This is a genomic window from Komagataeibacter diospyri (genome assembly GCF_006538165.1).
GTDB classification, from domain to species: Bacteria; Pseudomonadota; Alphaproteobacteria; order Acetobacterales; family Acetobacteraceae; genus Komagataeibacter; species Komagataeibacter diospyri.
The window spans coordinates 222,343-235,364 of the sequence record NZ_BDLU01000014.1; the positions used below are offsets into that span (position 1 = coordinate 222,343).

General features: G+C 56.2%; 11 protein-coding genes. 6 read left to right on the top strand and 5 right to left on the bottom strand.

Features of this window, described 5'->3' with window-relative positions; all coding sequences use genetic code 11:
- Window positions 1–34 precede the first annotated feature (34 nt).
- From MSKU9_RS03020 to MSKU9_RS03030, 3 genes are all read left to right on the top strand, one after another.
- Window positions 35–601, top strand: a complete 567-nt coding sequence (locus MSKU9_RS03020; RefSeq protein ID WP_227002340.1) for a hypothetical protein — start codon at window positions 35–37, stop codon at window positions 599–601.
- A gap of 83 nt (window positions 602–684) precedes the next feature.
- On the top strand, window positions 685–1,749 hold the full coding sequence (locus MSKU9_RS03025; RefSeq protein WP_141259853.1) for an alkene reductase: 1,065 nt from the start codon (window positions 685–687) through the stop codon (window positions 1,747–1,749).
- A gap of 231 nt (window positions 1,750–1,980) precedes the next feature.
- Window positions 1,981–2,499 (top strand): GlcG/HbpS family heme-binding protein, encoded by a 519-nt coding sequence (locus tag MSKU9_RS03030; RefSeq protein ID WP_370685908.1) that lies wholly within the window; start codon window positions 1,981–1,983, stop codon window positions 2,497–2,499.
- Between the two features lie 322 nt (window positions 2,500–2,821).
- Here the strand turns inward: MSKU9_RS03030 and MSKU9_RS03035 are convergent, their stop codons facing one another.
- The 4 genes from MSKU9_RS03035 to MSKU9_RS03050 all read right to left on the bottom strand — a co-directional run bounded on the left by MSKU9_RS03035 (window position 2,822) and on the right by MSKU9_RS03050 (window position 8,895).
- Window positions 2,822–3,685, bottom strand: a complete 864-nt coding sequence (locus MSKU9_RS03035; RefSeq protein WP_162515713.1) for a sulfurtransferase — start codon at window positions 3,683–3,685, stop codon at window positions 2,822–2,824.
- Window positions 3,686–3,719: 34 nt separating this feature from the next.
- Window positions 3,720–6,098 (bottom strand): TonB-dependent receptor domain-containing protein, encoded by a 2,379-nt coding sequence (locus MSKU9_RS03040; RefSeq protein ID WP_141259855.1) that lies wholly within the window; start codon window positions 6,096–6,098, stop codon window positions 3,720–3,722.
- A gap of 641 nt (window positions 6,099–6,739) precedes the next feature.
- Window positions 6,740–7,522 (bottom strand): hydroxyethylthiazole kinase, encoded by a 783-nt coding sequence (locus tag MSKU9_RS03045; RefSeq protein WP_141259856.1) that lies wholly within the window; start codon window positions 7,520–7,522, stop codon window positions 6,740–6,742.
- Window positions 7,522–8,895, bottom strand: coding sequence for an LLM class flavin-dependent oxidoreductase (locus MSKU9_RS03050; protein ID WP_141259857.1), 1,374 nt, complete (start codon window positions 8,893–8,895; stop codon window positions 7,522–7,524). Before MSKU9_RS03050 ends, MSKU9_RS03045 begins: the two co-directional genes overlap by 1 nt.
- 189 nt (window positions 8,896–9,084) lie before the next feature.
- On the opposite strand from MSKU9_RS03050, the gene MSKU9_RS03055 reads away from it, so the two are divergent.
- Window positions 9,085–10,002 carry a LysR family transcriptional regulator gene (locus tag MSKU9_RS03055; RefSeq protein ID WP_162515714.1) on the top strand — a complete coding sequence of 306 codons (918 nt, stop codon included), beginning with the start codon at window positions 9,085–9,087 and terminating at the stop codon, window positions 10,000–10,002.
- A gap of 184 nt (window positions 10,003–10,186) precedes the next feature.
- On the opposite strand, the gene MSKU9_RS03060 is transcribed toward MSKU9_RS03055, so the two are convergent.
- Window positions 10,187–10,795, bottom strand: coding sequence for a TetR/AcrR family transcriptional regulator (locus MSKU9_RS03060; protein WP_141259859.1), 609 nt, complete (start codon window positions 10,793–10,795; stop codon window positions 10,187–10,189).
- Between the two features lie 100 nt (window positions 10,796–10,895).
- Here MSKU9_RS03060 and MSKU9_RS03065 point away from each other — a divergent pair, with 100 nt between their 5' ends.
- The gene (locus MSKU9_RS03065; protein WP_141259891.1) at window positions 10,896–12,302 is read left to right on the top strand and encodes a coniferyl aldehyde dehydrogenase; all 1,407 of its coding nucleotides are present in this window, start codon (window positions 10,896–10,898) and stop codon (window positions 12,300–12,302) included.
- Window positions 12,299–12,991 carry an NAD(P)H-binding protein gene (locus MSKU9_RS03070; RefSeq protein ID WP_141259860.1) on the top strand — a complete coding sequence of 231 codons (693 nt, stop codon included), beginning with the start codon at window positions 12,299–12,301 and terminating at the stop codon, window positions 12,989–12,991. The genes MSKU9_RS03065 and MSKU9_RS03070 overlap by 4 nt, the downstream gene beginning before the upstream one ends.
- Window positions 12,992–13,022 lie beyond the last annotated feature (31 nt).

Here is a 13,022-nt window from a genome sequence, read left to right on the forward strand (position 1 = left end):
TATTGCATATCGCACCAGATCCAAACTTATGATCATGGTTATTACGTTTCATTACCTGATTGCCTTGCCCATCCTATCCATAATCATGATGATAAAAGGGGTACGGGGCCTGATTATCCGCAGGCCCGTCATCAACGCCCGGATACAGGCTGCCCGGCCGGACAGATACTTCAACACCCTGATTGAAGAACGCCTGCAGCCGCTGATGAAACAGCCGATCATCACCGGTGAATGCACCCTGACCGATAACTACCCCAATGCGCTGATGTTTGATGGTCATGAAATCATGATCATGGAGAAGGGGGATCATGTCATCGCGTGCCCTGATGAAATCGCAGATGTGCTGTTTGACGTTCCTGAAAGCGAGGAAAAGCAGAGATATGAATTCTGGGATGGCGGGAGGATCGGCACGATCACCGCGTGCGAAACCGCATTGTCCAGCATCCGTAACCAGCGCAAGGGCCGCGAGGCCGGCATTACGTTTGAAATGAACGATCCCGACCACACGCAGATATTCTATCGCACCGGGCTGGGCGACGGAGCGGTGGAAACCTGCAGAAAATGGGATGTGCTGCTGAAAAAGGCGGGCACATGCCCGTAATGCGGCCAGTGTCGCGCATGCGGGTTGCAGGCAGGCGATGATAGGCCCATCATCCGCGCCAGAACGAACCGTGGAGACGCCCCATGCCAACCCTGTTCACGCCGCTCAAGGTCGGTGCGCTGACCCTGCCCAACCGCATTGTCATGGCGCCGCTGACGCGCCTGCGCGCAGGCGCCGGGCATATTCCCAACGACCTGATGGCCGAATACTATGCCCAGCGCGCGCTGGCGGGACTGATCCTGTCGGAAGCGACGCCGGTCACGCCACAGGGCATCGGGTACGAAGGCGTCCCCGGCATCTGGACAGATGCGCAGGCGGAAGGGTGGAAGAAGATCACATCTGCCGTACACGCGGTGGGTGGGCGCATTTTCATGCAGCTGTGGCATGTCGGACGAATTTCGGACCCGTATTTCCTGAATGGGGAAGCCCCGGTTGCCCCCAGCGCGATTGCGGCCAGGGGGCATGTCAGCCTGTTGCGGCCGATGCGAGATTACGTCACCCCCCGCCCCCTGCGCACGGAAGAAATCCCAGGCATTGTGGATGCCTTCCGCCATGGCGCGGAACTGGCGAAGGTGGCCGGGTTTGATGGGGTGGAAATCCACGGCGCGAACGGTTACCTGCTGGACCAGTTCCTGCAGGATTCCACCAACCACCGCACCGACCAGTATGGCGGATCAATCGAAAACCGCGCGCGGCTAATGCTGGAAGTGACCGACGCCGCCACTGCCGTGTGGGGCAGTGACAGGGTGGGAATGCATCTGTCACCGCGCTGCGACCTGCATGACATGGGGGATTCCAATCCCGCCGCAACGTTCGGCTATATCGCCACCGAACTGGGTCGACGCGGAATCGCCTTCATATGCGCGCGTGAAGCCGAAGGGCCGGACAGCCTTGGCCCGCAGTTGAAGAAACTGTTTGGCGGCGTGTATATCGCCAACGAAAAGTTCACCGGGGCCAGCGCCGAAAAAGCCATTGAGGCCGGACGCGCCGACGCCGTGGCCTTTGGCCAGGCCTTCATCGCCAATCCCGACCTGCCCGAACGCCTGCGCGCGGACGTGGAGCTTACGCCACCGGACCCGTCCACTTTCTACACCCATGGGCCGGAAGGCTATATCGACTATCCCACCATGGGCGCGGCGGGAGACTGATATTGCCGTTTGACCGATAAAAACAAAAGTTTTTGGACGCTGCCTTTTTTTAAGGGCAGCGTCTTTCGAAGCTTCTTGGAAAAAGCTTCACCAAAAACTTCTTTATGATCTGCACGATATCCCGGCTGCCAACACCATCATGTGAGGAGCCGCTTTTGCGATTGCATGCCGTTCTACCCGTTCTGCATCATGTCGCCGGCCAGCTGCAGGGAAGGGACAGGCATGATGTATATGAACCGGTTCATGCTGCATGCCCTTGTCGCGGGGGGACTGTGCGCCAGCATTCCTGCCCATGCGCAGGGGCATGTGGTCATGACGCCCAAGCTGGACTGGATGACGGCGGCGCATCTGGCGATCGAGGCCGTGGATGCGTGTGCGAAGCAGGGATATTCCGTGACCGCGACCGTGGTGGATACGACAGGCCACCAGCAGGCCGTCATCAAGGGCGATAGTGTGCCGTTGCAGTCGCTGTCGGTGTCCTATCGCAAGGCCTATACGGCCTATTCCTATGGCATGGCCTTCAACATGGATACCACCAGCGCGCTGATCGCGGCCAAGGTGACGGGACCGGCCAACGGGGCGCTGAATACTATTCCCGAAGTCCTGTTCGTGCCCGGTGGGGTCACGTTGCGCCGGGCGTCGGACCATGCCGTGCTGGGCGGGATTGGCGTGTCCGGCGCACCGGGCGGGGAAAAGGACGAAGCCTGCGCACAGGCTGCCGTGACGAAATACCGCGCGGATTTTCAGTAATGTGCCCCACCGGCGGACGGCATGCGACCACCGTGGCGCGACAACCGCACCAGGTTGTTGTCAGTATATGACGGGATGCCGACAGCCATGAAACAGGACAAGCGTGCATATGTGCGCGGCGGGTTCAGAGCCTAATTAAGGGATTTCGACAAATTTAGCAGGAGTATCCGGATTTTTCGTCTATTGCCCGACAAGAGATGCATGTGATGGCATGGTCCGGGCGGTAGCCAGCGAGAATGGACATTCCTGCCCACCCGGCACATCTGTACAACTCACGCCTTACCCTGATGATTCCCATCAACAGGGGATAGCCCGAATGGTATCAGGTTGAATGCAGACCGGTCTTGGCATACCATTCTTCCAGTGATCCATCAAAAATGGCGATATGTCTGAAACCTTCAAGTTCCAGTCCGAGCGCCAATCCGGCTGCATTGATACCGCCCCCACAATACAGAACAATATCGTCGTCTTTTTTCAGATTGAGCCGCTCCGTCTCACGTCTAATGGCTGCGGGATCAAGCTTGCCGGCATCATCAAGCAGACCACGATATGGAAGGTTGTAGCTGCCCGGTATGGAAGCGCAATGTGCGTCGCTATTTGAATTCGTTATTGTCAGGGCACATATAAGATGTGCCGGTCTACGTCCCTGAACAATATCGACCACTTCAGGAAATGACGTGAAACTTCGCGGTGCAATCGGTGTGGGTATCCATGATCCGGTCTTGGGATCAGCCGGGATGCCGTATTCCAGGGATCCTCCCTGTTTTTGCCATTCTGTCAGGCCACCGTTCAGTACGGCCACATTCTGATGACCATATACCCGTAAAATCCACCATATGCGCGCAGCCCAGGCGCCGGTCAGGGCATCATAGATAACTATTCGATTATGTGGATGCAGGCCAAGTTTTCGTGCGGTTATCCCTAATTGGGTAATGCCGGGACAGGTAAATGCAAAGCGGGCGCTGGGGGCGGAAAAGCCGTTGAACAGGTCCGCAAACCGCGCACCGGGGATATGTCCTCCATGCTGGAAACATGCTTCACCCGGTTGATAGGTTACGCTGCCATCCGTTTCTACCTGGCGAACGACGCGGGCATCCAGAATTACAAGATCAGGACTTTCAAGCCTGCTCATCAGCCAGTCAACGGATACAAGAAGTGGTAGATCACTATTTGTCGTATGTGTCATGATGACGGATCCTGTTCCACGATATGGGATGTTATTAGAAACCAGCACTGATGGAACCAAAATAAGATCGTGGCGATCCCGACATGATCGATTGATAGTCACCGCTGAGCGGATTTCCGTTTTCGCCCATCTGTGCGACATATTTTGTATTGATCAGATTGTAGACGTTGAAACCAACAGTCACGTCCCGTATCAGGCCATAATTCCCAAAACGATAGCGTGCGCCAAGATTTGTCATCCAGTAGCTGGGGACCCAGGTATCGTTCACGTAACTCAGATAACGGCGGGAAATGTAATTGGCGTCAAAATAAGCTTCCGCCCCATGATAGGCATATGAAATCCGTGCCTTGTACATAAGTTCAGGGTAATTGACGACTTTCTTTCCCTTCAGCGCATAGGAAACGCCGCTGCTGGCGACGTTCTGGCCATAAACTGAATGATTGTAGCTGATACTGTTTGTAATCGATAATCCTGCAACTGGCTGGACAGTCAGGGCGGCATCCAGACCATTCATTGTCACGCTACCGACATTGATCAGGGTCGAGACTGGCGAGATGATCGAACCCGACGTCAGGGATTGCAGGCGGTTGGAAAAATCAACATGGTAAAGGTCAAGTGAGGCACTGAGCAACTTCGAAGCATAGCGATAGCCAATGGTGTAATCCCAGTCCGTTTCGGGTTTGAGTCTATTATGAATCTGCTGGAATGTCTGCTGGTTGGTAACGCCCCAGGCAGATCCATATTCATATGCGCCGTAATCGTACGCCCGCATGTTTTTTGAAATATCAAAATAGACTTCATGATGCGGCAGAAACGTCCACAAAGCATTGAAGTGTGGCAGGGCAGGGGCTGCCGATGTCAGTGAACCACTGGCCAGCATCGCCTGACCGGTATAGGCGGCATCGTTTTCCTTGGCACCCCCATGTGTCGTGACAAGCAGCGATTTGAATCCGGCCTGCAGTCGAAGTGAAGCCAGGATCTGGAAGACATCTTCCAGATGGAACTGGAAAGTATTCGTATTGTATTGCATGCCCCAGTTCTGCTGAAATGGTGTCCCGAAGCGGTTGGCAAGTGGATTGATCGGGCTGCCCTGTCCCAGCAGGGGTTCCTGATACATGAATTCACCAATGGAATTGGAATTGTTTTCGTACCAGACGCCACTTTCAAAATGGTGGCGGCCGAACCGATATCTGACGGTGGAAGTCAGGCCAAAACGCCGGGTCTGTGGCTGGATGACCAGTTCGGACAAGGGGGCGCCATTTGGCGACGGCAGATAGGGGTCAGTCCAGGTGGACCACTGTCTGGACCCATGTCCATACACGGTTGTCAGCCAACGGATATGCTTGTTCAGTTTGAAATCGAAATTCAGGCCACCAAGATATTCGCTGGATAACGTAACCCCGTCATAATAGGAGACATCCGTAGCGCCCGGATAATTTTGCAAGTTTTTGGGAAAGATACCCTGAGCCGCGCGGTAGGCCGCTGTATAGTTGGGATAATAAAAATCGTTCCGCTGCCCCAGGCTGGACAGGATATCCAGCGACTGATCGGCGTAAGAGAAATAGGCCTGTTCATCCCAATCGAAGAAGGCAGATATCTGGCTTGATTCGCCGACAGGCTGGACAAGCTTCGCATTCAGCTGCTGATTGAACTGATTACCGCTGCCTTTCCACCTGCTCTGGTCGGATCGGACATAGGACACATAGAATTTCGTGCCGGAAGGATTTAATTTTCCACTATCGAACCGTACGAAGGTCCGGAACGTGTCGCGACTTCCGAACATCTGGGAAACCTTTCCCCCCATACGGTCGGCAGGGTCACTGGAGAAATACTGGATGGCACCACCAAGATTTGTCGTTGCAGGGGTCGCGACCATCCCGCCACCGTCCGAGACGGTAATATGGTCAATATTCTCCGATGTGATGGCAAAATTCGCCAGTAGTCCATTATAGGTATTATATTCCTGGGCACCAAGCGGTACGCCGTCAAGTGTGACGCCAAGCTGGGCCTGTGTAAAACCGCGCATCCAGAGGTTTGATCCCCAGCTTTCATTCCCCAATGCATCATCGGATACAAAATTGAGTCCCGGAACCTGATTGAGCATCTGCATCGGGTTGGTGCCGGGTGCATAATGACCAAGGGAATTCTGGGTTATGACTTCGAGCGCGCCACCTGCCTGATGTCGGATCGCAGTGACCACGACGTTCTCACTTTGTGGCGTAGCCCTGTCTGCAGAATGTACGGCGGCATGTGGTCGGGCAGTTGAATCCGATTCAGATTTTTTACCGGCAAGGCTGGGGCGCGCGGTCGGTGACGGTTGGGGATGAGATGATATGGTCTCGGCGTTTGTTTCCCCTACGGCAAGAATGGACAGGAAAAACAAGAATGTGCCCGGGCGATATGTCTGTTTCATCTGATATGGTCCCGCAATTCATAACAGGCTGCATAAATCAACGGAATATACCGTGGATATATATTAACCCTCCCAAAACAATACGATCATAATAGTTTTTTAAAATAGATTGTTGTTATGCACGCTGATAGTCGACATGAATTATGAAGTGCATATATTCGTGTCAGAACTCATTCGGACAATTGCCGTGCTCCGCCGCTGCGGACGCGGAATATCTGTTTTGTGGTGGGCAAGCCTGTTCAAAAGCCCGTTTTTTTCGAATAATTCCGCGGATCGGGTCGATGGAATCCGTCGCTCTGCTGGTGTGCCGGGCCGGTCAGCATATCAGTGGCGTAGACAAGGGTACTGGTAGGGTGTCAATGGACTTCAATGCCATTGACGGGCAGAAGAGGGGTTGCCTTCGCGGCCATCCTGTTCATGCGATACTATCCACAAACCCCGGCATATTCTGCAAAAGGCGGCGGCAGTCGCGGTAACTGCTCCCTACCGGTAATCTGGCATGACAATATCGGGAGCTCTTCCGGAATACGCTGGAGCCCCCGGTGTTGATGGTATCCTGCCTGTTTTCTTAACGTATTACATAAGTAATAAATAGATGATTGCATTATAATTTGGCAATTATGGGCAGATGAACCACAATATCAATTATCAGCCAGACATGAGAGCGCATCGACGAATTCCATTGTAAAGGATGCAGGCCCCCGGGCCCGTTCAGCCGCCCGTTCTGCTGCGATGGCATAAGCTGCGTGTGCAACCGTGGCTGCTTCCAATGGTGTCGCGGCAACACGAAGCAGTGCAGCGACCAGCGCTCCCAGACTGCATCCGGCTCCTGTGATACGTGTCAGCATCGGTGAGCCGCCCGGAACCAGCCTGACCGATGTACCATCCGTAATGTGATCAACCGGGCCGCTGATCGCAACCACTGCACCGGAACGGCAGGCCAGGTCGCGCGCGGCAGCCAGCGCAGCCGCGGGAGAGAGCGTGGCCTCAACACCTTTTGTGCCGCCAGCCCCCCCCGCCAGTGCCATCAGTTCGCTTGCGTTGCCGCGAATGACTGCCGGGCGGTAGGTCAGCAGTTGCCGGATCACGTTGTCGTAGGTCTCCGCCCCAGCCCCCATGGCGACCGGGTCCAGCACCCATGGAATGTTCTTGTCCCGCGCGATGCGTGCAGCAGCAAAAAGCTGCTCCGGCGGGTCTGTTACCTGTGCTGCTGCGTTTATCCATATAGCGTCAGCGTTGCTGGCAAAAATTTCGACAGCCGATGGAATCGCCCCAATCGCCGTTACGGCACCAGCAGCCAGCAGGACGTTGGCGCTGAGGGTCGCCGCGATATAATTGGTCTGCCCATAGATGAAAGGTTTGCGCACGGGTAGGGCTTGCCAGGTCTGGCGGACGTTGTCGTGTTCCCATGTTACATGTTTCATCAGGGGACTCCATTCATCCGGGCGGCACTTTGCGGGACCCGGTCGCGCCATGCGCCGCGCGCTGGTCGAGCCAGACCCAGATGGTTGCGCAGGGTCGTTCCTTCGTATGCTGTCCTCACCACATTTCGTCGTCGTAATTCTGGCAGCAGCAGTGCGATGATATCTTCAAACGCACCGGGTACATGGGTTGGAATGATCATGAAGCCATCTGCCGCCCCCAGTTCCTGCCATCTGATCATCGCATCGGCTACCTGCTGTGGAGTGCCGACCATGTTGCCCTCACTGCGCGCGCCATACCATTTGCCCAGTTGGCGCAGGGTGGCGTTCTCACGCTGTGCAAATTCAACGATTTCGCGATAATGCCCATCAATGCCAACCTCATCGAGAGGCGGCAGGGGACTGTCGAGATCATATTGCGTCAAATCGACATTGATATGGTAGGCAAGGCGTGAAAGGCCCGCTTCGGGCAGGACGAGGTCCTCGGCGATCTGTTTTTTGCGCAGCGCGTCTTCTTCGGTCGTCCCCACAATAATGCAGGTTGCGCAGAGGATTTTGAGCTGATCGGGATCGCGTCCGTAAGCGGTAGCCAAGGATTTCATGTCGGTATAGAAAGCAATGGCCGATTCAAGGGATTCATGGCTGCAGAAGATCACGTCTGCCCAACGGGCCGCAAAATCACGCCCGCGCGATGACGCGCCAGCCTGAACGAGAACAGGGTAACCTTGCGGTGGTCGCGGGACAGCTAACGGACCACGCACCTGCACGTAAGTGCCGCAGTAGGACACGTCTGAGACTTTTTCCGGTATTCCGAACTGCCCCGTCTCCCTGTTTTCGACGAGCGCGTCATCAGCCCAGCTATCCCATAAGCGTGTCGTCGCCTGCAGGACTTCCTCTGCCCTGTCATAGCGTTTTTCGCGTGAAGGCAGGCGGTCCATGCCAAAATTCTGGGCTTCTGCATCCTGAAAACTGGTCACGATGTTCCATGCGGCCCGGCCACTGGACAGATGATCGAAAGTGGCAAAGGAGCGCGCAATATTATAGGGCTCATTGAAACTGGCGGACATCGTTGCCGCTAGCCCGATATGGCTGGTTACGCCTGCCATTGCCCCCAGTGCGACCATTGGGTCCAGTCTGGGCGTGCCCGCCCCCCAGCTTATGGCGGGGGCAGTGCTGTCGGACATGCTGCGGGGAACAGCCAGCGCGTCGGGAATGAAGATCAGGTCAAAGCATGCATTTTCCAGCATTCGGGCGATCCGGGCATAATAAGCGGCTGAAAGAAAATCAGGTGCGGCACCCGGCTGGCGCCATCCCGCCGTGCCCTGAGGACCAGCATTCAGGAAACCGGCGAGACAAATCTTTCCCTTGATCGACATATGTACATCCCTGTTGTCTGGACTGATCTTTGGAATGAAATTTAGCGATATATAATCGTTATATTTTTCACTATTTCTATTATTGATCATATTAATTGTTGAATAAATAAACTCTTGTTGTCTATCGTGATAGCCGAAGGGCATGACGGCCCACGCATGACCCGGTTTGCGGCGGAAGGATGTTCGCAGATGTCTTTCACTTCCACTCCACTGCTACCCCTCGATCGGATGCAGAACGCCAATCTCGAGCTTCTGCGATCGTTCGTGGTTCTTGGTGAAACAGGTCATTTCGGGCGCGCCGCGTCACGGCTTCATCTGTCGCAGCCATCATTGACCAAGCAGATCCGACGGCTGGAAGATCTGCTAGGCGCGGCGCTCTTTGACCGCAGTCGGCAGGGTACGAGCCTGACGCCTTTCGGCCAGCGATTTCTGATTGAAGTCAGGCCATTACTGCATCATGCAGATAAAATATGGCGAAGCGGGATACGTGAAGCGCGGGGGGAATGTGGCCATCTGAGCCTGGGATTCAACCTTTCGGTTGTCGATATCATGGCGTCACTACTGCCCCGTTTCCAGAACCGTTTTCCTAATGTGACCTTTACGCTCGATGATGCGCCGTCCCACGACCAGATCGCAAAGCTCCGTAGCGGCGACCTTGATGTCGGTTTCATGCGCCTGCCGGTGGAGGAAGATCTGGAAGCCCGTCCACTGACCCGTGATGCTCTGGTCCTGGCGATCCCGCGCAAATGGTCTCATACCATTGAAGAATTCGATGATTTATTACCCAAAGAATCGACATACATACTGTTGCGTCCTGAACTGTCACCAGACCTGAATAAGAGGATTGAACGACTCTTCGCAGCGCATAATTTTTTTCCAGCATCTGTTCATCGAGTTAACACGATCTGGACACTTGTTGCGCTGGTTTCAGCGGGAATTGGTATGGCGCTGATCCATAAGTCAGCTATTGATACAGTTACTGCAGACACTGGATCTATCGTTATCCGGCCCCTTCCGGGGCAGGAACTGTCATGGGATATTGGTGTCGTCTGGCGTGCAGGCAGGTCCAATCCTGTTCTGACGCATTTCCTGAAGATGATCGAATGAATTCGGTTCCTTTTCTCGGGGATGAAGACAGTCCTGTTGCTGCTTGGCTATTGCGCCATTGGACAGCAGTGAACGGCTATGGTGTGCCGGAGACTACACACCTAAGCCTTGCGCATGGCGAACAGGCCCGATGCCAAAGCAGGCATCACGCGGTCCAAAAAACCGACATCGTGTCGTAGCCCGATCAGTCGTTGCGGCACATGCCGTCCAGCAACACGTCCAGCGCGGCCGGGACCGGAGCTGACCCGACCTTCTCTTCAAGCAGCTGATTGTTGATCGCCAGCATGGCAAGACCGTGCACCTGCGCCCAGCAGGCCGCCGCCAGGGCGCTGACGGCAACCGACCGGAAGCTTCCGTCACGTTGCCCGCGTTCCAGAAGACCCAGAAGAATCCCGAAGGTACTCATGGCCGCGTCATGTAGATGCGGGTCTATCGTCTTGTCTGCATCGGCACTGAACATCAGGCGATAAAGACCGGGATTTTGACAGGCAAACCCGATACAGGCCTGCGCTGCGGCCACGAATTGCGCGCGCATGGAAGGCAGGCCTGCCGACATGGCCTCTGTCAGGCTCTCCCCAAGCCTGATGAACCCGATCCGGGCCAGTTCCCGCAGTAGCATCTCACGATCACGAAAATGCTTGTAAGGGGCTGCGTGGCTGACACCCGTGCGCCGCGCCACCTCCCGCAGGGTGAAAGCCCAGTTCTGATCTGCGGCCAGCATGTCCATAGCCGTATCGATCAGGGCACGACGCAGGTTACCGTGATGGTAGGGGCGGTCCTTGATTTCACTCATTCGTGAGACCTATGTTTGCAAAAGAAACTTTCATTGACACCAGATCGTCCTGCTCCATATCCTGCCTGCATAAGTTTCTCCTGTAAACATGGAGGGCATGATGTCCGATGTTACGCCCGCTGACCTGCGCCGCATTCTTGATCAGCAGCGCGCTGCATTCCTGAATGCCGGGCCACCCGACCTGAAACAGCGCCGGACCGATCTGCGCCATCTGAAAGCCGAAATCCTGAAGCGGCGGAGTGACATCCTGCGCGCCCTGAAAACGGATTTCGGCCAGCGGTCGGAACGGGAAAGCGCCATCGTGGAACTGATCCCGCTGGTGCAGTCGATCAATTACATGATCGCGCATCTGGGACACTGGATGAAACCGCAGCGCCGTCACGTATCGGCCTATTTCCAGTGCGGCCGCGCCTGGGTGGTCCGACAGCCGGTGGGCATCGTGGGGATTATCGCACCGTGGAATTATCCGGTCTCCCTGGCACTCGTGCCGCTGGCGACAGCCATTGCAGCTGGCAACCGGGCCATGCTCAAACCGTCGGAATTCACGCCGGCCACATCGGCGGTGATTGGCGAGATCGTTCAGGCCGTTTTTCCGACGGAACAGGCTTCTGTGGTCACGGGCGGTGGCGAAGTGGGGGCCGCGTTCTCGGCGCTGCCCTTCAATCATATCCTGTTCACAGGCAGCACGGCGGTTGGAAAGAAGGTAGCCGAGGCGGCGGCGCGCAACCTGACCCCGGTCACGCTTGAACTGGGGGGAAAGTCCCCGGTGGTGATCGAGCCCGGTTTTTCCATGCAGCGGGTGGCGGACCGCGTGGCGTTCGGCAAGCTGACCAATGCCGGGCAGACCTGCATCGCACCGGATTATGTGCTGGTTCACGAAGACGACAGGGACACTTTTGCCTCGGCCTGGCAGGAGGCCGTGAAAAAGCAGCATCCGGGCGGTTACGTCGGGTCACCTGATTATACCGCCATTCTAAACCAGCATCATTACGAGCGACTGATCGGTCTTATCGGCAATGCTGAAACACAGGGCGCACGGGTGATCCGGCTGGGGCGCGACTCAGCTGCAGATCATGTTCTGGCCCCCGTGCTGCTGCTGAATGTGACACCGCAGATGGCGGTGATGCAGGAAGAAATTTTCGGCCCCGTCCTGCCTGTGCTGACCTATCGCACACTGGACGAAGCCATCGCTTTCATCAACGCCCGGCCGCATCCTCTGGCCCTGTATTATTTTGGCGACAACCGCACTGAACGCGACAAGGTGTTGAAGAGCACGGTTTCAGGAAACGTCACCATCAATGGCACCCTGCTGCATATTGCGCAGGATGACCTGCCGTTTGGCGGGGTTGGGGATAGTGGCATCGGGGCCTATCACGGCAGGGAAGGCTTCATCGCACTCACGCATGCCCGTGGTGTGTACCAACAGGGTCGTTTCAATGCAGCAACGCTGCTTCAGCCGCCTTTCGGCAAACTCACCGACGCCATCACCAATCTGATCCTGCGATGACAACGCGCGTGCTGCTTGTCGGTGGCACCGGCCTCATCGGGCATTTTGTCCATGCGGACCTTGCCACGCGCCCCGACACCGTCGTCACCAGCCTGACGCGTCGGAAATCATGTGAAGCTGATCATGTCATGGATTTCGAACGCCTGTGCGCTGCGCCCGAAACGACATTACATGCTGCGGCCCTTTCCGGCGCTGACGCAGCAATTTCCTGTCTGGGCACGACACTTCGTACCGCAGGATCGCAGGCGGCCATGTTCCGTGTTGATCACGATTATGTCCTCGCTTTTGCCAGAGGAGCCCGTGTGCTTGGTGCGCGTCAGTTCATTCTCGTGTCCTCCGTCGGGGCAGGTGGTCCCGGTTTTTACCTCAGGACCAAAGGCGCGATCGAACACGGCATCAGGGCGCTCGGCTTCAGCCGTGTAGACATCATACGCCCCGGCATGCTGCTGGGTCACCGTGCGGAAGCACGGCCGATGGAGGCGATCGGCCAGCGACTGGCGGCGGTGCTGGCACCGCTGATGGTTGGCAGACTCGCCAGATACGGTGCAATTGATGCGAAAACCGTCGCGAAGGCGATTGTCAGGCTTGTGGGGCAGGCGGGGGACGGATGCCGGGCGTATGACAATACGGACCTGCGTCGCATAGAGGTGATGTTGTGGACGGCCCCCGCACGGAATGTGCGAGGATGAGATCATCGCCGTCTGCAACGCATGGAGCCAC

Excerpts from the sequence above, each read along its gene's own strand:
- MSKU9_RS03020 (WP_227002340.1), top strand. The coding sequence starts at position 35 with ATGGTTATTACGTTTCATTACCTGATTGCCTTGCCCATCCTATCCATA.
- MSKU9_RS03025 (WP_141259853.1), top strand. The coding sequence starts at position 685 with ATGCCAACCCTGTTCACGCCGCTCAAGGTCGGTGCGCTGACCCTGCCC.
- MSKU9_RS03030 (WP_370685908.1), top strand. The coding sequence starts at position 1,981 with ATGAACCGGTTCATGCTGCATGCCCTTGTCGCGGGGGGACTGTGCGCC.
- MSKU9_RS03035 (WP_162515713.1), bottom strand. The coding sequence starts at position 3,685 with ATGACACATACGACAAATAGTGATCTACCACTTCTTGTATCCGTTGAC.
- MSKU9_RS03040 (WP_141259855.1), bottom strand. The coding sequence starts at position 6,098 with ATGAAACAGACATATCGCCCGGGCACATTCTTGTTTTTCCTGTCCATT.
- MSKU9_RS03045 (WP_141259856.1), bottom strand. The coding sequence starts at position 7,522 with ATGAAACATGTAACATGGGAACACGACAACGTCCGCCAGACCTGGCAA.
- MSKU9_RS03050 (WP_141259857.1), bottom strand. The coding sequence starts at position 8,895 with ATGTCGATCAAGGGAAAGATTTGTCTCGCCGGTTTCCTGAATGCTGGT.
- MSKU9_RS03055 (WP_162515714.1), top strand. The coding sequence starts at position 9,085 with ATGTCTTTCACTTCCACTCCACTGCTACCCCTCGATCGGATGCAGAAC.
- MSKU9_RS03060 (WP_141259859.1), bottom strand. The coding sequence starts at position 10,795 with ATGAGTGAAATCAAGGACCGCCCCTACCATCACGGTAACCTGCGTCGT.
- MSKU9_RS03065 (WP_141259891.1), top strand. The coding sequence starts at position 10,896 with ATGTCCGATGTTACGCCCGCTGACCTGCGCCGCATTCTTGATCAGCAG.
- MSKU9_RS03070 (WP_141259860.1), top strand. The coding sequence starts at position 12,299 with ATGACAACGCGCGTGCTGCTTGTCGGTGGCACCGGCCTCATCGGGCAT.